General features: G+C 32.5%; 21 protein-coding genes and 1 riboswitch. Of the genes, 14 read left to right on the top strand and 7 right to left on the bottom strand.

Annotation, left to right across the window (positions count from 1 at the left end; genetic code table 11):
* Position 1: 1 nt before the first annotated feature.
* Positions 2-1,084, bottom strand: coding sequence for a CopD family protein (locus AN960_RS21405; protein ID WP_056476122.1), 1,083 nt, complete (start codon positions 1,082-1,084; stop codon positions 2-4).
* Positions 1,081-1,623, bottom strand: coding sequence for a copper resistance CopC family protein (locus AN960_RS21400; RefSeq protein ID WP_056476120.1), 543 nt, complete (start codon positions 1,621-1,623; stop codon positions 1,081-1,083). The genes AN960_RS21405 and AN960_RS21400 overlap by 4 nt, the downstream gene beginning before the upstream one ends.
* A gap of 296 nt (positions 1,624-1,919) precedes the next feature.
* On the opposite strand from AN960_RS21400, the gene AN960_RS21395 reads away from it, so the two are divergent.
* Together AN960_RS21395 and AN960_RS21390 are read left to right on the top strand one after the other, a co-directional pair.
* Entirely contained in the window at positions 1,920-3,284 is a 1,365-nt protein-coding gene (locus tag AN960_RS21395; RefSeq protein WP_056476117.1) for an alkaline phosphatase, read from the top strand.
* Between the two features lie 65 nt (positions 3,285-3,349).
* The gene (locus AN960_RS21390) at positions 3,350-4,024 is read left to right on the top strand and encodes an META domain-containing protein (protein ID WP_056476114.1); all 675 of its coding nucleotides are present in this window, start codon (positions 3,350-3,352) and stop codon (positions 4,022-4,024) included.
* A 43-nt stretch (positions 4,025-4,067) separates the two neighbouring features.
* On the opposite strand, the gene AN960_RS21385 is transcribed toward AN960_RS21390, so the two are convergent.
* Positions 4,068-4,433: a winged helix-turn-helix transcriptional regulator gene (locus tag AN960_RS21385; RefSeq protein ID WP_056476111.1), complete on the bottom strand. Its 366-nt coding sequence runs from the start codon at positions 4,431-4,433 to the stop codon at positions 4,068-4,070.
* Positions 4,434-4,827: 394 nt separating this feature from the next.
* Here AN960_RS21385 and AN960_RS21380 point away from each other — a divergent pair, with 394 nt between their 5' ends.
* The 3 genes from AN960_RS21380 to AN960_RS21370 all read left to right on the top strand — a co-directional run bounded on the left by AN960_RS21380 (position 4,828) and on the right by AN960_RS21370 (position 8,075).
* Complete coding sequence (locus tag AN960_RS21380; RefSeq protein WP_056476108.1) at positions 4,828-6,030, top strand: MFS transporter; 1,203 nt, start codon at positions 4,828-4,830, stop codon at positions 6,028-6,030.
* A 41-nt stretch (positions 6,031-6,071) separates the two neighbouring features.
* Complete coding sequence (locus AN960_RS21375) at positions 6,072-6,902, top strand: aldo/keto reductase (protein WP_056476105.1); 831 nt, start codon at positions 6,072-6,074, stop codon at positions 6,900-6,902.
* Positions 6,903-7,190: 288 nt separating this feature from the next.
* Positions 7,191-8,075, top strand: coding sequence for a TVP38/TMEM64 family protein (locus AN960_RS21370; RefSeq protein ID WP_056476101.1), 885 nt, complete (start codon positions 7,191-7,193; stop codon positions 8,073-8,075).
* 118 nt (positions 8,076-8,193) lie between these two features.
* Here AN960_RS21370 and AN960_RS21365 read toward each other — a convergent pair whose 3' ends face one another.
* The gene (locus AN960_RS21365) at positions 8,194-8,502 is read right to left on the bottom strand and encodes a magnetosome magnetite crystal formation protein family (protein ID WP_056476098.1); all 309 of its coding nucleotides are present in this window, start codon (positions 8,500-8,502) and stop codon (positions 8,194-8,196) included.
* 112 nt (positions 8,503-8,614) lie between these two features.
* A complete protein-coding gene (locus AN960_RS21360) occupies positions 8,615-9,259 on the bottom strand; it encodes a TVP38/TMEM64 family protein (RefSeq protein WP_056476095.1) in 645 nt (214 codons plus the stop codon).
* Between the two features lie 175 nt (positions 9,260-9,434).
* On the opposite strand from AN960_RS21360, the gene AN960_RS21355 reads away from it, so the two are divergent.
* The 3 genes from AN960_RS21355 (at position 9,435) to AN960_RS21345 (ending at position 11,346) form a co-directional block, all read left to right on the top strand.
* Positions 9,435-9,821 carry a DoxX family protein gene (locus AN960_RS21355; protein WP_056476092.1) on the top strand — a complete coding sequence of 129 codons (387 nt, stop codon included), beginning with the start codon at positions 9,435-9,437 and terminating at the stop codon, positions 9,819-9,821.
* Positions 9,822-9,995: 174 nt separating this feature from the next.
* Positions 9,996-10,463 carry a DinB family protein gene (locus AN960_RS21350; RefSeq protein WP_056476090.1) on the top strand — a complete coding sequence of 156 codons (468 nt, stop codon included), beginning with the start codon at positions 9,996-9,998 and terminating at the stop codon, positions 10,461-10,463.
* A 226-nt stretch (positions 10,464-10,689) separates the two neighbouring features.
* A complete protein-coding gene (locus tag AN960_RS21345) occupies positions 10,690-11,346 on the top strand; it encodes a VC0807 family protein (protein WP_056476087.1) in 657 nt (218 codons plus the stop codon).
* Between the two features lie 74 nt (positions 11,347-11,420).
* On the opposite strand, the gene AN960_RS21340 is transcribed toward AN960_RS21345, so the two are convergent.
* On the bottom strand, positions 11,421-12,359 hold the full coding sequence (locus AN960_RS21340; protein ID WP_082459629.1) for a cation diffusion facilitator family transporter: 939 nt from the start codon (positions 12,357-12,359) through the stop codon (positions 11,421-11,423).
* A 307-nt stretch (positions 12,360-12,666) separates the two neighbouring features.
* A riboswitch (Lysine riboswitch) is annotated at positions 12,667-12,840 on the top strand.
* A 133-nt stretch (positions 12,841-12,973) separates the two neighbouring features.
* Between AN960_RS21340 and lysA the strand changes: the two genes are divergently transcribed.
* Both lysA and AN960_RS21330 read left to right on the top strand, forming a co-directional pair.
* A complete protein-coding gene (gene lysA, locus AN960_RS21335; protein ID WP_056476084.1) occupies positions 12,974-14,293 on the top strand; it encodes a diaminopimelate decarboxylase in 1,320 nt (439 codons plus the stop codon).
* 212 nt (positions 14,294-14,505) lie between these two features.
* Positions 14,506-15,714 (top strand): C40 family peptidase, encoded by a 1,209-nt coding sequence (locus AN960_RS21330; RefSeq protein ID WP_056476081.1) that lies wholly within the window; start codon positions 14,506-14,508, stop codon positions 15,712-15,714.
* An 83-nt stretch (positions 15,715-15,797) separates the two neighbouring features.
* Here AN960_RS21330 and mscL read toward each other — a convergent pair whose 3' ends face one another.
* Entirely contained in the window at positions 15,798-16,187 is a 390-nt protein-coding gene (gene mscL / locus AN960_RS21325; RefSeq protein WP_056476078.1) for a large-conductance mechanosensitive channel protein MscL, read from the bottom strand.
* A 150-nt stretch (positions 16,188-16,337) separates the two neighbouring features.
* On the opposite strand from mscL, the gene msrA reads away from it, so the two are divergent.
* The 4 genes from msrA (at position 16,338) to AN960_RS21305 (ending at position 20,554) form a co-directional block, all read left to right on the top strand.
* The gene (gene msrA, locus AN960_RS21320) at positions 16,338-17,285 is read left to right on the top strand and encodes a peptide-methionine (S)-S-oxide reductase MsrA (RefSeq protein WP_286131775.1); all 948 of its coding nucleotides are present in this window, start codon (positions 16,338-16,340) and stop codon (positions 17,283-17,285) included.
* Positions 17,286-17,551: 266 nt separating this feature from the next.
* Positions 17,552-17,779: a hypothetical protein gene (locus tag AN960_RS21315; protein ID WP_056476072.1), complete on the top strand. Its 228-nt coding sequence runs from the start codon at positions 17,552-17,554 to the stop codon at positions 17,777-17,779.
* A gap of 170 nt (positions 17,780-17,949) precedes the next feature.
* A complete protein-coding gene (locus AN960_RS21310) occupies positions 17,950-19,221 on the top strand; it encodes an MDR family MFS transporter (protein WP_056476069.1) in 1,272 nt (423 codons plus the stop codon).
* Between the two features lie 232 nt (positions 19,222-19,453).
* The gene (locus tag AN960_RS21305) at positions 19,454-20,554 is read left to right on the top strand and encodes a D-alanine--D-alanine ligase (protein WP_056476066.1); all 1,101 of its coding nucleotides are present in this window, start codon (positions 19,454-19,456) and stop codon (positions 20,552-20,554) included.
* The last annotated feature ends 24 nt before the right edge of the window (positions 20,555-20,578 follow it).

Here is a 20,578-nt window from a genome sequence, read left to right as displayed (position 1 = left end):
TTTATTGAACTGATACGTTATACATTAGACCAAGATACATTGTAATCACAAAGCAAAGACTAAATGCAATCGATAGCATGATTGTTGTCTTTTTCATATAGCTGATGACTAATAACACTAGGAAAATGATCGACATACTCATTAACATTGTACCTTCTACCGAAAAAGTAAAAGCTATTCTAATAGGTAAAGTAATATCAATCCCCATAATCCATTCAATCCATTTAGATGGCCCTTCATTTTGCAAAGTCAAATTAATATTATGTGGCGGTGACTTAGTACCCATTATAGCCGTAAAAAAGAACAAAAGTGTGATGGTAATATACTCTGCCTTTAACCAGCTACGAATGCCATTTGAAGAATCTTCAACGGATTTTCTCATTAGTACGCCATTGAAAAAAGCAAAAAACAATACAGGAATGATACTAATGTGCTTCAATACTAACATTTGTCCATATGGCAGTAACCAAGCATTCGTATAATCTTTTAAATTAACGACTTCTAGCATTAAGACTACGCCACTAATAAAAATAATTAACACGCAGCTGATGGCTAAAGGTGTAAACCATTTTAAGAATTTACCATAATTATTTGGATCTTTAGCTAGCCAAGTGACATTAAATAGAATTCCACTCCAAATAGAAACCATTAGAAAATGACTACTTTGAAAAATAAAACCCGTCCAAAAATGCATAGAGGTAATATGACCTGCATAACCGATACTTAAAATCATCATGAATAACCAAAAGAAATTAAATAACTTTTTCCCATCGCTATAAATATTAATGACAAGCATAATGGCAAACATACTCGAGTAGATCCATGCATTACCTATAGCTGTTTTTATGAAAACTGAATAAATGGCTGTTTTAAGTTGAACATCATCTAGGAAAAAAGTAATAATTCGTAGAGCAGGAAATAGTGAAAAGAACAATATACCGACAATAACCAAATAAACAGTACCTTTCGAAATGCTGATTGTTGGTTTTTTATCTGACGGTACAAAATCTAATACAAACTTTCCTGCCAATATCGAATAAAGGATATAGGTTATAAACTCAGTGATTGGAACGATGTAACTCATCTTCTATTCCAAAGAACAACTCCACCAACCATTAATGCAATTCCAAATAGCCCGATTGCAATTAATGGAATAAGATATTTAGATCTTTCTTTTTTAGGAGTAGCCTCTTTTTGTTCTTCTTTTGTAGGCGTTTGATCCTTAACTGCCTTGTCAGTTGTTTTATTTTCAGTTGTCGTTTTAGTTTCAACTTGCTTTAATTGCACTTTGAAAGGAATTTGACCTGTTACCGGATGACCATCTTCACTTACTACTTTCCACTCGACCTTATAATCACCATTTTCTAAACCGTTTGGTAGATCAGCAATTAATTTATTACCTTTAATAGAAACATTTGTAACAGCTGTAGCAGTTCCAGCTTTAAATAATTTGATTGTACCTAATTGCTCAAGAGCCTCTTCGAATTCAAGCGTAATTTGTTTAATTGGTTCAGTGATTACTTGCCCATTTGATGGATTAGAAGAAACAAGCTTCGTATGCGCACTCGCCATAGTTGGGAATAAAAATAGCAGTAAAATAATGATTGATAAACCTTTTTTCATATAAATCTCCTTCTTTATGTAAATATTTGTGCTTAATTTAATATAAGGTAAAAGCTTGTAATTATGAACTATTATTATCTTAGTTAAATTAGGCACTCTATTCCATTAGACATTTTAGTATAAAATTGTGAGATATTTGTGAAGTTGTCGTAACTACTCAGTTTAATTAAGAAAATTAGTTTTTTTAAAACAATTCTTTATACTTTATTTACATAACCTCCAAAGTAAATTAATAAAATTTCATTAAAATTAAGAGGTGGAATCTAATGAAATTTTAATTTATGGGAGGTTTTTTTATGTTTAGAAACAATTTTAAGAAAAAGTTAATTCCAGTGGCTGTACTTTCAACGATAGCATTTGGTTCGTTGATTGGTTCATTTGCTAATCATACAGTACAAGCTAAGGAACCAAACAAGAATGAAATTAGAAATGTGATCTTTTTAATTGGTGATGGAATGGGTGTTTCATACACGACTGCTTATCGTTATTTAAAAGATGATCCAAAAACAAAAGAAGTTGAACAAACAGAATTCGATCATTACTTAGTAGGGCAACAAATGACATATCCTGAAGATCCAATGCAAAATATTACTGACTCTGCGGCAGCGGCAACAGCCATGTCAGCGGGAGTTAAAACATATAATGCAGCAATTGGCGTAGATAATGATGGCTCAAGAGTAAAAACAGTGCTAGAGGCAGCAAAAGAAAAAGGTAAAGCGACAGGACTTGTTGCAACTTCAGAAATTACACATGCTACACCAGCGTCTTATGGTGCTCATGATGTAAGTCGTAAAAATATGAATGCAATTGCGGATGATTATTACGATGAACTAATTAAAGGTGGACATAAAATTGATGTCATGCTTGGAGGTGGATTAAGTAACTTTGTACGAGAAGATCGTGATTTAACAAAGTTATTTAAAAAAGATGGCTACTCTTATGTAACGAATAAAAAACAAATGTTAAATGATAAAAACAATAAAATATTGGGCTTATTTGCTCAAGGTGGAATGCCGAAGATGATCGACCGTGATGATTCGATGCCATCATTAAGCGATATGACAAATACAGCAATTGAAAAATTAAACAGAGATAAAGATGGATTCTTTTTAATGGTAGAAGGTAGTCAAATTGATTGGGCTGGACATGATAACGATATCGTTGCGGCAATGAGTGAAATGGAAGATTTTGAAAAAGCATTTAAAGCTGCAATCGCATTTGCTAAAAAGGACAAGCATACATTAGTCGTTGCAACAGCAGACCACTCAACAGGTGGCTATTCAATTGGAGCAAGAGGTGATTACAATTGGTACGGAGCACCGATTGCTGCTGCTAAACGTACTCCTGATTTCATGGCTGAACAAATTAGTAAAGGTGCAGATGTAGAAAAAACATTAAAAGCGAATATTAACTTAGAATTGAAGCCTGAAGAAATTCAATCTGTTAAAAAAGCGGCAGATTCAAAAAATATGTTAGAGATTGATAATGCAATCGAAGCAATCTTTGATAACCGTTCAGTAACTGGTTGGACTACAGGTGGTCACACGGGTGAAGACGTAAATGTTTATGCGTATGGTCCTGGTAGCCAATTATTTGCAGGAAAAATTGATAATACTGACCAAGCTAAAAACATCTTTAGAATTTTAAAGAATGGTAAATAAGTAAAAAATCAGATCCCGTTAAATGACCTTTATTTAACGGGATTTAAGGATGAAAGGGGATTTAAATGAAAAAATTGATTCCATTTATTTTACTATCTTTAATGCTTTCAGGATGTAGCTTAGTTCAGAAGGAGAAAACAACTACTGCTTCAGCAGAAAACATAAAAAAGGTCTCTACAATAACCAAAAGCAAAGCAAAGTCTTTAAACGATATATATGTGCCAAACCCACAGGTTTCAGATGATACAAGCTTACGCCTTAAAGGTCAAACACTCAAAGACGAGAAGGGTGAAGTAACTTTAGAGGGTATTGCTTCATTAAATAAGTCTTACTCAATTGGGCCGATTGAAATGAAAATTAAACAGATTAAGCTGATCAAAAACTTACCGACGTATTCTTTAATGGATTATTTTCATTATTATACTGAAAGCTATGAAAGCTTTCGATTCATTAAGGTAGAGGTAGAAATCATTAACCACTCCGATAAACAATTACACTTTGGTCCAGTTGCCCATTTGATGACAAGTAATAATGAAGTAAAAGAATTTAAAGATGACTTCTATATTGAATATTTAGGTGGGGAAATCAATCCTAATGGTTCAAAGCAAGGTGCAATGGGATTTATAGTAGAACATACTGATCCTAGTCTAAAATGGATCGAGTTAACAACTAGTGATGTATTAGATGATCAACATAAAGTAATTGCGAAAGCACAAAAAGTAAAAGTAGATTTTAAATAGATTGCAGAAAAAAACTCCTTTCTGAAAAAGGAGTTTTTTTATTTTATAGGGTTATCTCATCCTCAACTGGTGGAAGAAGTACGTCATTTTTGTCAGGGTACATACATTCAATATGATTTTCTCCCCAAGAGCACAGTAAGTCTAATACTTCTTTTAAAGACCATCCGTAATCAGTTAAGGAATATTCCACTTTTGGCGGAACCTGATTAAATACTTTTCGGTGAACAATATTATCTTCCTGTAATTCCTTTAGCTGCTGAGTTAACATTTTTTGAGTAATGTTCGGCATTAATTTTTTTAATTGAGAAGTCCTTTTTGTACCTTTTGTTAAATGACAAAGAATCACAACCTTCCATTTGCCACCGATTACATCTAAGGAAGCCTCAACTGGGATATTGTATTTTTTCATTTTCGCCTCTCCTTCTTTCATATTTACTTACGCAACATATTTTTAATGATTAAAATATCATAACATTCTCTTCGTAAACTGTGTAGTTTCAAGTCTGGTTAAAAATTTTTTTATAAATTTTCTCTGTTTTAATCCTTTATTCACTTAAATGTTACTAAAAAGTAACTATATCACTTCAAAGTACATACTTCTTTTAATCAATCCTATCGCGCATAATGACAATAGTTAATTGATTAACAAACATTTATAAAAAGTAAACGTACAGATGAAGACGTTAATCTTTTACTATTTCATTTCATTTATGTTTTGAATGACGAAGAGACTTTATTCAGGCGCCATGTCTCTTTGTATTCAAACTAATAATAAAAATAACGATAACACAAGGAGGAGTTTTATGAGTTCGACTGCTGCTTCGATTAAAATACAAGAGAAAAAAAGTGGCACACCTGCTTTAATGGCTCTTGCCATTAGTGCATTTGGTATCGGAACAACTGAATTTGTTCCCGTTGGTTTATTATCAACTCTAGCTGGTGATTTAAAAATTTCAATTACATTAGCAGGATTATTAATTTCTGGATATGCTATGGGTGTTGCTTTTGGAGCACCAATTTTAACGGCACTAACAAATAAGATTGGTCGAAAATCGTTATTAATGCTTTTAATGATTATTTTTATAGTAGGTAATAGTGTTGCTGCCTTTTCGACTAGTTTTGGACTGTTGTTAGTTGCTCGAATCATTACTTCATTTTCACATGGAGTGTTCTTTTCAATCGGTTCAACAATTGCAGCAGATGTAGTTCCTGAAAACAAACGTGCAAGTGCGATTGCATTTATGTTTACTGGCTTAACCGTTGCAACTGTAACTGGTGTTCCATTAGGCACATTTATTGGTCAGCATTTTGGATGGAGATCTACTTTTGGAGCTGTGGCATTATTAGGTGTAATTGCAATCATTGCTATTGCAATATTAGTTCCGAAATCAATTAAACAACCGCCAGCATCAAAATTAAGTGATAACCTGAAAGTTCTAAAAAATGGACCATTACTTTTGGCTTTTGCCATTACAGCATTAGGATATGGAGGTACTTTTGTAGCATTCACTTACTTGTCACCAATCCTTGAAAAAATTACCGGCTTTGCTCCAAACTCTGTAAGTATTATCTTACTTGTTTATGGAGTTGCAGTAGCACTTGGTAATACGATCGGTGGGAAGGCTGCTAATAAAAATCCTTTAAAAGCATTAACATGGATGTTTGCTATTCAAGCAATTGTGCTCATCATTCTATCGTTTACAGCACCATTTAAACTAGTAGGAATTGTAACGATTTTCTTCCTAGGCTTACTTGCTTTTATGAATGTACCTGGTCTTCAAATTTATGTTGTGAAATTAGCAGAGAAGCATGTCCCATCAGCTGTAGATATTGCATCAGCGCTAAATATAGCAGCATTCAACGTAGGTATTGCAATAGGAGCATTTATTGGTGGTTTAGTTGTAGATACAATCGGCTTGATTCATACACCTTGGATTGGTGGAATCATGGTCTTTGGAGCGGTTTTGCTAAGTATCTGGAGCGCTTCATTAGAAAAGAAAAAGTAAATTTTTAAAAAATATTATATAAATAAAAGGAGAAATAAAAAATGAATAAATTAGTTAAATTAAATAATGGTTTAGAAATGCCAGTAATTGGGTTAGGAGTATTCCAAGTAGAAGATGGACAAGTCGTAATTGATTCTGTAAAAGCGGCAATACGAAATGGTTACCGTAGTATCGACACTGCAGCAATCTACCAAAACGAAGAAGGCGTAGGACAAGGAATTAGAGAAGCTCTTGAAGAAAATGGACTTAAACGTGAAGACTTATTTATTACATCAAAAGTATGGAATGCTGATTTAGGCTACCAATCAACTATTGATGCTTTCGAATTAAGTTTGAAAAAACTAGGTCTTGATTATTTAGACCTATATTTAATCCACTGGCCAGTAGAAGGTAAATATGTTGAATCATGGAAAGCACTTGAAACGCTATACAAAGACGGTAAAGTAAAAGCAATCGGAATGAGTAACTTCCAAATTCATCACCTGAAAGAAGTAATGGCGAATGCTGAAATAATGCCTATGATCAATCAAGTTGAATTACACCCAATGCTAAGCCAAGTTGAACTAAGAGAATTTTTAAAAGAAAATTCAATTCAAGTAGAAGCATGGGCTCCATTAATGCAAGGACAATTATTTGAAAGTGAAACACTATCACAAATAGCAAACAAACATAATAAATCAATTGCTCAAGTTGTATTACGTTGGCATTTACAAAATGGTATTGTAATCATACCAAAATCAATCAAAGAACATCGCATTCAAGAAAACGCAAATATTTTCGACTTTGAACTAACAGAAGAAGATATGAGCCAAATCAACTCCCTAAACCAAAACCACCGAGTTGGTCCAGACCCTGACAACTTTGATTTTTAATTAAATAAAAAAAGTAAACGACTGTCAAATCTTTGACAGTCGTTTTTATTTCTAATCATACAAAAAAATAATAAATTCTATCTAATTCATAGAGGCATTTTGTATTAAGAGTCGAATATTCGAATATAACAATTTTCATTTACAAAAAACTTCCTCACCGTAAGACTTAAGACTTACTAAGTTTAATACTTAAGTTCGTTTCAAATTATTTACCGTTTCATTACTATAAACATAGTAGCGAAAAAAATATTGGAGAACGGTCAAGCTGTTGTAGAGGAGTTGTTTACTTTGAAGAAAGAGAAAAAACAGTTTAATACGATGAAAGAACTTACGATACACATCATATTAGCTACAATATCGATCTTAATATTAGTCATTAGTTTACCTACTGTCGTGACGATCTATAAAATATCATTTATTTTGGCAATCATGGGAATTCTGTTGCTAGATTTCTATTTGATTGTATCGAATCATAAAAAGTTTTTAAAGGTTACAAAAATAGCGCTAATTAGTTTACTACTTTGTATATCGGTAGTGGGAATTCTATTTTATGCCAGTCAATTTCTAGTATTCGTAGATAAGTACGGAGTTGAGCGAATATTAACCAATCATATTACAACTGCAAAATTATTATTTTTCTTAATCTGTTTATTTCAACCAATTTTTTTACCTTTACCAGAAGCACTTACTATTCCTGCAGGCAGTGCTGTAATCGGAACGTTTTCAGGAGCGTTAATCGGATTTTTAGGTTCAACTTTAGGTATTGTCATTATGTATTTCTTAGCAAGAATAGGTGGACTTAAATTAGTTTCTAAGTTTGTAAAAGAAAGACAGTTAAAAAAATATCAGGAATATATCCAAAAAAATGAAACAATTATTTTAACTTTAATGTTTATCATTCCGATTTTACCAGATGAAATTATTTGTGTCGGGGCAGGAATTAGCAAAGTATCTTTCAAAAAGTTTCTATTAATTGCTTCGATGTCAAAATTAATTACATCATCTCTCCTATCATACTCTGTCTATTTGGCTAAATTTTTCTCTTTAACAACATCGCAAATAGCTTTAACTAGCTCCATTTTAATTGCCTGCATCTTATCTTTATCATTTATGATTAAGAAATCAATTAAACGAACTAATTCAAAAGAAGTTTACGTAGCTCAAAGTGAATAATAAAAATGGCAATGTAATGGTTAAACCTTACATTGCCTTTTTACTCATTAAGTAAGTATTAAATTGCTTTTGTCGAAATTAAAAATTTCCTGAGAAATAATGTAGAAAAAAAGACGATTTACATTAAAACTTTAATACCTTGAACAATATTCCATATAAAGACAATTAAATTAACAATGAATGCTAAAACAAATCCACCAATAAGAGCAAAGCCTGCACCATCACCAAAAGTATTAAAAGTGAAAAGAGAAATAACCGCCAAAATAATAATTGTTAGAAATGGGAGTATATGTGAAAAAAGAGCTCGTTTAGAATGCGATTTTAGATGGTGATCCTTTGCGACAAAATAAACAATTATAGGGAATAAGAAAGGTGCGAAGAATACACTGAAATAACATAATGAGGACAAAATCTTATTTGTTTCCATCTTTTTACCTCGATTTCTTAAAGAATTTTAATTAATCTTAGTATAGTTTAATTTATATATAAAAATCGATTTATTTATTAATAATTTTTGAAAATATTTAAATTGAAAAAGTTTAGGCTGAGTAATGTGTATCCTTTTTTTGTCTCTTTTTTAAAGAAATGTAAATGAAAAATCCAACTAAGATAGTAGCGGTTATACAGATTGTAATCCATGGCGAGCCAAGCAAGAAATTTCCGTATAAAGTATAAAGAACTGCAATCGGGATATTACCAGCAAAAACAATTGCTATATAGGACAAGTATTTCATATTAGTTGAGGCTGCGATAAAGCATGCGCCATCTGTCGGCGCTAGGGGAGTTGCAACTGTTAAGAATAAGTATCTCTTTCTGTTCAAAATTATCTCTTCAAATAGAGATGGATATTTATTCTCCATGAATTGCTGGATCGAGTCACTTAAAATACTTTTACTTAATAGGTAAATAATTGTTTCTGTGATGGCCATTCCGATTAATGATAAGAGAATGGTTTCAAACGGGTGAAAAAACAAGCTACCTACTACAATTAATACAGAGCTAGGAATGAATAGAAAGATTCTTGCACAGAAAATAGCGACAAATAATAGCATCGGATTGATAGAAGAATTAGCAATAAAATGTTTTATATCTTGCAATGATAAATGAAATAAATGATATCGAATAGCGAGTAGTAGCATTAAAATCCAAAAGCCGATTATAGTTAGTGGTACGACTTTTTTCATGATTTATGCTCTCCTTTTACGTTAGAAAATCTTCTGTTATAGTATTCTATTCCTCAAATACAAGAAAACTGATTCATTTTTAAAAATTAATAATAAAGGTCATAAACATGTCAAAAAATGAATAAAAATAATTATGCACTAAATATCTCAAATTAAAGAGAATTGAGGTGGAGATATGCTTGATGAAGGCCTATTAGTTATTAGACTAGTTTTAGGTATTATTTTATTAGGTCACGGGGTGCAGAAAGTATTTGGTTGGTTTGGTGGTTACGGTATTAAAGGAACTGGACAATGGCTAGAGTCGATTGGAATCAAACCTGGTGCATTTTTTGCTTTTATAACGGGAGCGGCAGAAATTGTAGGTGGATTCTTTGTAGCGGCTGGTGTATATACAGAAATAGGTGCATGGTTAATAATTGTAGTAATGGCAGTAGCGGTAATAAAGGTGCATATAAAGAACGGATTCTGGAATACTTCGAACGGATTTGAGTTTAATCTATTAATTATTGCAGCTGCAGTAGGGTTATTGCTCACTGGTCCAGGATCAATGGTTTTATTTTAAGAGATTGATAGATTTGCATATAATAGGAATGGAGGAAGTCTCATCTATTGAGGCTTCTTTTTTGTTTCTCTAAAACGCTTTTCTGTATATAGAGAGATAAAATCTTTTTCATGAAAAATCTCTCTCATTCATGATACGATATTATTAATAATGACATTAATTGGAGGGATCAAGATGGCAGATGCTATTTTTGAACAACTTAGGTTTACAAGGGTTTATACTTTGAAAGTTCTTAGTTCTGTTTCAAAAGAAGTTGTAGATGTAGTACCAGCAGGATTCAATAATAATATTCTTTGGAATGCTGGTCATGTACTAGGGGCATATGAGCAATTACTTTATGCTAACACTGGTGATGTTGGTCATCTTTCAAAGGAATTCATTGACTTTTTCAAAGGTGGGACTAAACCAAGTGACTGGCAAGAGGAGCCACCATCATATGAGGAAATTGTTACATTATTAGAACAACAAGTTGAACAAGTTATTTCTACATATGAAGGACGTTTAGATGAAAGTATTCTAAAAGAGATTAAGCTAGGTAGTTTTGAAATTAAGACTGTTCGAGACATGATTAGCTTTAACATTTTCCATGAAGGGCTACATGCCGGATTAATTAATGGTTTAAAAAAGTCACTTGGCCAATAGAGTTAATTTTTCGCTTTTGTCCACACACTAAATCTAGGAGTTTATGCTCTTAGATTTTTTTGTTATAATCATGTTTAACAATTTGTTAATTTGATAGTTTGAAAATTGTGGTAATTCAAAATAAAATATGGCTCTTTCTAATTGATTTTTGTTTTTAGTAACATTGATCATACAATTAAATAGCAACGATTATGACGAAAACAGCCTAAAAAAAGAGGTTATATAAATGAAGAAAGAAAGTAATTTAATTATTTACGATCTAATTTTGTATTTAGTATTTCCGCTTGTTTTATATAAAGTATTACAACACTATTTTAGTGACTATTGGGCGATGCTTTTACCGACGGTTCCTGGGATTTTATATACTTTATTTCGTTTTTGGTATACTAAACAGTTTAATGTTACTGGTATTTTTATTATCTCAACATTAACTGTTAGTACTGCTGTAGATTTAATGGCATTAGGTTCTGCAAAAAACTTAATTTTGTACAATGTGTATTATCACTTTGGGGTTGTAGTGGTATTTTTAATTTTAATGGCTATGAGAAAGCCGTTACCATATTATTTTATGATTGATATTGCTGCAATACAGGGGCAAGATCGTGAAGAAAGTAAAAAATTATATAAACATCCTTCACTATTTAAAGTGTTTCAGTATTTGTTTGTCGCATGGATTATTAAAGATATACTATTTGCTATTGCACAATGGTGGATGGTTGATACGTATGGATTAAAAGCATATTACTCACGTACAATTATCTTTACAGTTGGTGGATATGTTTTTGGCATAATTATGGCAATCGGCTATGCAATGGTTACGATGAGAGCTCAAAAACTAAAAGGAGACGACTCAGAGCAACCTTCAGATGAAATTATTATTTAGTAAAAGTCCTTTCAATAGAAAGAACCCCACAAAGTATAAAATCCTTGTGGGGTTTTTTAATTTCTGATTTCAAATTATCCTTTTAATGAATTTCCTACTCCTTGTAATTCCTGATCTTCTCTAGAAGAAGTATTTAGGAAATCAATTTTTTGTATTCTTTCATTTTCTGGTTCGACATGAATTAATATTTTAGGATCTACTAAAACCTTTTTTATTTCATCTTCTATTTTGTCACATAGTAAATGGGCTTCTTCAATACTCATGTATGATGGTAATACTAAATGAAAATCTATATGTTCCTCAGCACCCGAACGTCTCGTGCGTAAGTCATGGTATTCGATAAATTGGGATTTAAAAGAATTTAATACATTTTCGATTTGTTTTAATTCATCTGTAGAAAGCCCAGTATCAAGTAGGGGAGTAAACGATTTACGTCCAAGTTCGATTGATTCCTTCATTATATAAATTGCGATTCCAATTCCGATCAATGCATCGAGAAATTCCCAACCAGTAAGACTTACTAAAATTAAACTTACTGCAACTCCGAGTGATGAATAAACGTCTGTTAATAAATGCAAAGCGTTTGATTGCATTGCAACAGAATGAGTTTCATTTCCTACTTTTTGAACGATTTTTCCTACTCTCCAATTGATTAACGCTCCAATTAACATGACGAATACACCGATAATTGGCATTTTTATTGGGGTAGGATGAAGTAACTTTTCAACAGATTCAATGATAATCCAAATACCAGCTACAAATATTAAGATTGTTTCGACTGTACCTGAAATATTTTCAAACTTACCATGACCATAAGGATGCTCCTTATCGGGTGGTCTGTTTGAAATCCTTACAGAGAAAAAGGCAATGACTGAAGCAACTAAGTCCAATAAAGAATGAATTGCTTCCGAGATAATTGCTACGGAACCTGTAAAAATCCCGACTATTAATTTTAATAAAACGATGAATGTGTTACTACATATTGAAAGTACTGCTATTTTGCTTGAACGCAATCTATTCACCCCTGTCCAATTTTTTCTACTTCAGTTAAGAGTGTTGTAATAAGGCAACAAAAAAGAAAAACCACTAACAGTTTGTTAGTGGTTTGTTTTTTTTAGATTTAATTTATATTTATTTAAATGATTTTTCATTTTTGAATCACCTTTTCTCTCGCATAAAACATATTCTATATTATAGATATTATTTTGAAAAGGAAAAGCTGTGTGTATGAAGTGAATATAAATCGACAATATTATTCAGAAATGGTTTGACATCTATTTTTAGACTGTGTTATACATAGACTAATATAAAAAATAACAGTCTATTCGTAGAGGTTGCATTGTATATGAGTATCATTTTAGAGAACTGTGGGTTCTATGACGAAATGAGAAAGGATCCTATGCCGAAGAAATAAATTGCCACACATTTTATTTCTGGGACTACATTTAATAAATGTAGTACTGTCACATGTGTTTGTGAAGAGCTATTGAAGAGATGTGATTGGCTAAGTCCTTTTTAAAAGCGATAGGCACATGAACATATCCTTCATGTGTCTTTTTTAATACACTAATACATTGAAGCTAGCTTCTTAGAATGATCTTACATTTGATTTGAAGGGAGAATACGAATGTATTTACATGGTAATAGTCGAATTAATAATGAAGGACATTTAGAAATCGGAGGTTGTGATACTGTAGATTTAGTAAAAAATTACGGTACACCTCTATACATTTATGACGAAGCATTAATTGAATCAAAATGTAGGGAATTCCATGAAGCTTTAAGAGAAACGGGAATGAAATATCAGGTTGCTTACGCGAGTAAAGCGTTCCTATGTGTTGAACAAGCCCGCTTAATAGAAAAAGAAGGTCTTTGTCTAGACGTTGTTTCTGGTGGAGAGTTATATACAGCTTTGCAAGCAGGTTATCCAGCTGAGAAAATTCACTTTCACGGAAACAACAAAACAATTGAGGAAATTGAAGAAGCTTTAAATGCAAAAATCGGTTGTTTTGTAGTCGATAATTTCTTTGAACTAGAAGTATTACAGGCCTTAGCTGAACAACGTAATGAAGAAGTATCAATATTATTACGTGTTACACCAGGTGTTGAAGCACACACACATGAATATGTAATGACGGGCCAAGAAGACTCTAAATTCGGATTCGATATTATGTCTGGTCAAGCTAATGAAGCAGTGGGAGTTTCATTAAATTCAAATAACCTTAAATTATTAGGAGTACATTCACATATAGGATCTCAAATTTTCGAACCAGACGGATTTGTTCATGCAATCAATGTATTAATGAACTTTTTAAATGGACTTAAAAACGATTTAGGATTTACAGCTGAAATATTAAACGTAGGTGGAGGCTTTGGTATTCGCTATACTTCAGAAGATGAGCCTTTAGCTGTTGCTATTCATATAGAAAAAATTACTACTATTATTAAACAACAATGTGAAGAGCTAGACTACAAGTTACCAGAATTATGGTTAGAACCTGGACGTAGTATTGTAGGTGAAGCTGGAACAACACTTTATACGATTGGTTCAACAAAAACTCTTCCTTCAATTCGTAAATATGTATCTGTTGATGGGGGAATGACTGATAATATTCGTCCTGCACTATACGGATCAAAATACGAAGCGATGCTTGCAAATCGAGCAAATGATGAGAATAAAGAAGTTGTATCGATTGCTGGTAAATGCTGTGAAAGTGGCGATATGCTAATTTGGGATTGTAACTTACCAGTTGTACAAAACAATGATCTATTAGCTGTATCTTGCACGGGTGCTTATGGGTATTCAATGGCTAATAATTATAACCGTATCCGTCGTCCAGCAGTAGTGTTTGTGAAAGATGGTGTTTCAAGAGAAGTAGTTCGTCGCGAAACATATGAAGATTTAGTTAGAAATGACAGAGTTTACATCGAAAACTCTCGTAGATAGATAATTAACGTTTTTGTGTTATTTGTATCAATACTGACACTTCTATATAATATAGAAGTGTTTTATTTCGTTTCCTTTAATAAAAGATGATAATTTATCGACATATAAAGACATATTTATCATTTATATTACAATATTGTAACAATTGCGACTCTCTTCGGAAATCTATGGTATAAATATTTACGTAGATTAGCGAGAGGAGAAACGCTGAAATGTTAAGAAAAAAACTAGCAGTGCTGGCGATGGCAAGTACAATAGTATTATCATTAGCGCCAAATGCTTCAGTATTAGCTGATAGCAAAGTTGAAAAAAAGCAAGCTGAAGTAGATAAGTTCCAATCACAATTTAAAGAATTAAGCAACGAGATAGAGAAAATAGATCAACAAATTAAAACAACTAAGCAAAACATAGAAGCAAAAAAAGCAGAAATTTCTGAAACAGAAGAAATCATTAAAGATAAAAAAGCAAGAATTACATATTTAGAAGACAGAATTCAAAAACGTAACGATTTATTAGAGGATCGTTTAGTTGCAATGCAAAAGCAACCAAAAGTTAATCTAGTAACAGACGTTTTATTTAATTCTGATTCAATCGTAGATTTCTTTAATCGAGTAAACTCAATTTCAACACTTTTTCAAGCTGATGAAAATATCATTAAAGAACAAAAGTCTGAACAAGCAGAAGTAGTAAAAGAAAAACAACTTGTTGATCAGAAGAAAGAATCTTTAATAACAGCAAAAGAAGATTTAGTTGCGCAACAAAGTGATCTTTCTAAATCACAAGCTGAAAAGCAAAAATCATTAAATACAGCTGAAGCTAACTTAAAGTTAGCAGTTAAAGAACTGGAGAATGCAAAAGAAGATGAAAGAGTTCAACGTCTTGAGCAACAATCTCTTGAACTAGCTGCTTTATCTAGCGATGATGAAGAAGATGACAGCGTTAGCACTCCAGCTGCTAAAACTAGTTCAAATTCTGATTCGAAATCAAGTTCAAATTCTAGTTCAAATTCAGATTCAAATTCAGATTCAAAACCTAAATCAGATTCAAATGATGATGGTCCAGTAGCAACTGGTTCACTTGTAGATTATGCTTTACAATTCCAAGGTGTACCTTATGTATTTGGCGGAACGTCTCCAAGCGGTTTCGATTGCAGTGGTTTCATCTGGTATGTATATTCACATAATGGATATGGCATCTCTCGTGGAAATGTAAAAACATATTGGAGCAATGCTACAAAAATCAGCTCTCCACAACCTGGTGACCTAGTATTCTTACAAAATACTTATATTAATGGTCCTTCACATATGGGTATTTACATTGGTGGAAATAAAATGGTTCATGCCGGAAGTAAAGGGATTAGCGTAATCAGCTTAAGCAATAGCTGGGTTCGTTCTCACTTCTTAGGCTATGGAAAATTCTAATAGTTTATTAACCTCGTATTATTATTAGTATAGTACGAGGTTTTTTATATTTTCTTACGGAAAAATCAAAAAGGTATAAGCTTTTAGCTTATACCTTTTTGATTTGAAACCTGTTCTTTTAATAAATCACGTATTTCAATAAGTAGAGCTTCTTCTTTAGTAGGAACAACTGGTTTTGCTTCTTCTACTTCTTTCTTTCTAAATGAAAGTCTATTAATTAATCGAACAAAGAAAAATACCGAGATTGAGATGATAAGGAAGTCGACTACTGTTTGGATGAATGAGCCATATTTAATCTGATGATAATGCCAAGCAGTAAAGTCTTGTTTTCCTATGATCAGTGCAAAAATTGGCATCATTATATCTCCAACTAAAGAAGATACGATTTTACCAAATGCACCACCAATAATTACCCCGACTGCTAAATCTAGTACATTTCCTTTTAAAGCAAACTTCTTAAATTCTTGTAACATCTAATTTCCTCCTGTGTAATTATCGTATAATTTTACATACAAATCTTAATTCTTTCAAGTTAGCAATTGGTCTTTTTAAGCAAAAATATTTATATCGTCTTTTAGATATGGTAAATATAATTAATGACAATTTTTAGGAGGAGTAAAGGTATGGGCACAGAATTGGCTACATTTGCTGGTGGATGTTTTTGGTGTATGGTAAAACCGTTTGATCAACAGGACGGAATAATAAAAGTTGTGTCAGGCTATACAGGTGGGGAGAAAGAAAACCCAACATATGAAGAGGTATGCACGCATTTAACAGGTCATTATGAAGCTGTTCAAATTACATTTGATCCAGAAGTCTATCCGTATGAAAAATTATTGGATTTATTTTGGCAACAAATTGACCCAACAGATGTAGGTGGGCAATTTAATGATCGTGGTAGTTCATACAAAACTGCAATTTTTTATCATAATGAAAATCAAAAAGAGCAAGCTCATGTATCGAAAGATAAACTAGAGAAAAGTGGCGTTTTCAAGAAACCAATTGTGACAGAAATTTTATCTGCAAAACCATTTTATGAAGCAGAAGAATATCATCAGCATTATTATAAAAAGCACCCGATTCGTTACCAGCTTTACTTTAAAGGATCTGGTCGTCAAAAATTTTTAAAGGAAAACTGGAAAACGGGCCAAGAGGAGTTAAAGAAAAAACTAACACCAATTCAGTATGCTGTTACTCAAGAAGATGCAACTGAACCACCATTTAGAAATGAGTTCTGGAATCATAAAGAAAAAGGAATATATGTTGATATCGTATCAGGACTTCCTTTATTTAGTTCATTAGATAAATTTGATTCAGGCTGTGGATGGCCAAGTTTTACAAAGCCAATTTTAAAAGGTGAAATTGAAGAGAAGAAGGATTATAGCCATGGGATGTTGCGTATTGAAGTAAGGAGTTCTGAAGCTGACTCGCATCTAGGGCATGTTTTTGATGATGGACCTGGGCCTGAGGGCCTGCGCTATTGTATAAACTCTGCTGCATTAAGATTTGTTCCATATGAAAAAATGGATGAAGAGGGCTATGGTAATTATAAGAGTATCTTCCTTAAATAGACTTTAAGGATATTTAACTAAATTAAAAAAATTTAAATTTGAACCGAGATGGCTATTCGTCTCGGTTTTTTATATTTGTTAATTTAGTAGGGGAGGTTGTTTATGTTACTTATTAGTTTTAAAAGATTGTCCTAAATATTTACGAAAAAAGTTTTCTGAAAATATTTACAATTGCGAAATAAGTGTGTTAATATAAAAGTGTCACAAAGTTGTCACAAATTAGGTATTGCAATTCACAAAAAAGACGAAACGGGAGGTTAATCATTATGAAGCGCACTGATAATGAAATCGTTGAAACATATACTCAATATTCTGGTATTGCCTTTTTTATCGGTCTTATTCTTTTTTTACTATATTTCACTGGAAGCGGTTTCTTACATACGGGCATAAGCCTAACGGTGAGCATAGTATTGATGGGCTCTTGTTCAACCTTATTTCTATTAGGTACTTTTTTGGGATTGATGTTCTCAGTTTCTTCAAAAGAACAAGTTTAAAAGTTTAAAAAAAGAGTGGGTGTTCAGATGACAAAAAGTCAATCTGAACGCCCTTTTGTTTTGTATAACATATTTTATCGGATACGTGTATAAAGTAATTTGTAACTTAAAATTCTTCCGATACGATTTAAATATGGAAGTTATGATGCACTAGGAGGTGTAGCTTAAGGATGAATTTTTTTAAAAAGTTAAAAGGTATGGATCGTAATGTGTGGGTTCGAGTAATTGGAGAAACGATTACAAGTAGTGCGATGATGATGCTTATGCCATTTTTTGCTCTATACCTAGAAGGAAAAGTTGATTCAATGCTAAAGGTAGGATTTATTATGTCTATTTCACCTATAGCATCTTTATTTGGTTCAATGGCAGGTGGTAGACTCGCCGATTTATATGGTCGAAAACGTATGATGGTTTTTTCGACGCTTGGAACATCTCTTATTTTAGTATCCTTTGCTTTAGCAGAAGGTTATACAGCATTTTTAATTTTATCGATTTTACTAGGTATTAGTAACTCGTTTTTTAGCCCGGCAGCTTCTGCAATGGTAGCTGATGTAACTGAACCAGAAGAAAGAACTGAAGCATATGGTTTATTAAGGGTTGGAAGTAATGTCGGTACTGTGATCGGTCCATTATTAGGAAGTTCAGTTGTTTACTTTTCTAAAGACAGCTTATTTTATATTGCAGCAATCGCTTTAGGACTTTATAGTATTGCACAATTAATTCTATTAAAAGAAACACTTCCTGCAGATATGAATAATGAAGGAAAGAATGATGTAACGAAAATACCATTTAAAAAGGTTATGAAAATCATTGGATCTGATAAATTATTACTTTTTTATGTAGCAACAGGTGTGATTATTTCAACGGGTTTCTCACAAATTGAAGGAATGCTACCACTTTATTTTAAACAAACCTTTCAATCGCAATTTGGTATGTGGAATCCTTACCCATTTTTAATGTCGCTTAATGGATTGTTAGTTGTTCTTTTGCAATTTCCAATTTCAAGTTATTTATCGAAGCGTTCAATCGGAAAGACGATGTTTTATGGAACCATCTTATTTGGCCTAGGTATTTTATCGATCGGCCTTGCACCACCATTTTTCCTCTCAGTTGGGTTAGGTAAGTGGATGATTCTATTTTTATTGGCAATTATCTTTATATACTATACCTTTGGAGAAATGGTGATGTCGCCAGTTCAAATGACATTTGTGGCGAATATTGCACCTGAAGATTTAAGAGCGACTTATATGGCGGTTGGTAGTATGAAATGGACGATTGGTGGATTTCTTGGACCTTTACTTGGGGGCTTTTTATTTGATTTAAAATTAGGAATATGGCTTTTTGTTATTCTTGGATCTGGAGTTGTATTATCAGGAATAATGTATCGCTCACTTGATGAAAAAGTAGCGATTAGAGATAGTCAACAGGGTATAGCGCAATAGTTCTCGCGACACTTGTTTTCTTTGTTACTTTGTCAACAAATGTGATTCTTATTATTCTCGTCCACACACTAAGTATAGTTCATGTAGAGCTATGCTTTTTTTAGTTGTAAAGAAATCACAAAACAGCTATCATTGCATATGTTGTAAAGAAAAATAGGTTTCTACCCATAAAAGCTTATACACATTTGTATAAAGTGGTACAATAGGTAGAGCAAAAAATAGTAGGGGGAACATCATGAAGATTAAGTTAGGATTATTATATGGCGGTAAATCTGCTGAACACAAAGTATCATTACAAACAGCTTTTGCCGTTATTTCTGCTTTAGATCACACAAAATTTGATGTGTATCCAATTTATATAACAGAACAAGGCGAATGGTTACAAGGGAAACAAATTGAGGGGAAAGTAGAAAGTGTTGCAGCTTTAAAATTCTCAAATGAGGATCAACATGTAAATGAAATCGCTCCTGTCGCGTTAACTTCATCAATTATTCCTGCAGCTTCAAATCAAGATTCAACTGGCCCAGTTGACGTTATTTTCCCATTATTACATGGACCAAATGGTGAAGATGGAACAGTTCAAGGTTTACTTGAACTATTAAATATTCCTTATGTAGGAAATGGTGTATTAGCATCAGCAGCTGGTATGGATAAAGTGATTATGAAAAACTTGTTTGCTCAAGCTGGAATTCCTCAAGCTAAATATGTACATTTCTTAAAAACTGAGTGGAAAGCAAATGCAGAGACTTGCTATGAAGCAGTCGAGAAAGAATTAGGCTATCCAGTATTTGTTAAACCTGCAAACTTAGGTTCAAGTGTTGGTATTACGAAAGCTAAAAATCGTGAAGCATTAATGGCTTCATTTGAAGAAGCATTCCAATTTGACCGTAAAATAATTATTGAAGAAAACATTGTTGGACGTGAAATTGAAATTGCTGTATTAGGTAATGATCAAGTTGAATGTTCTGTTGTTGGGGAAATCAAACCATCAGTAGAATTTTATGATTATACTGCAAAATATGAGAGTGGCGATACTGGTCTAATTATCCCAGCTCCTGTTGAAACTGAAACATATGAAAAAATTAAACATTATGCAGAAGTTGCGTTCAAAGCAATCGATGGCTCTGGCTTAACACGTGCTGATTTCTTCGTAACTGAAGATGGTGGCGTATTAATGAATGAAGTTAATACAATGCCTGGATTTACTCCGTTCAGTATGTATCCTCAATTATGGCAGGCTACTGGATTAACATATCCAAAATTAATTGAAAAATTAATAGACCTAGCGATCGAACGTTACGAACAAAAACAACAAATTAAATATAATATTTAACAATTGAAAACACTATTCATGGTT

Source organism: Bacillus sp. FJAT-25509 (assembly GCF_001420605.1).
Classification (GTDB): Bacteria; Bacillota; Bacilli; order Bacillales; family Bacillaceae_G; genus Gottfriedia.
The sequence above is the reverse complement of the archived record's forward strand: the minus strand, read 5'-3'. Positions and strand labels throughout refer to the sequence as shown.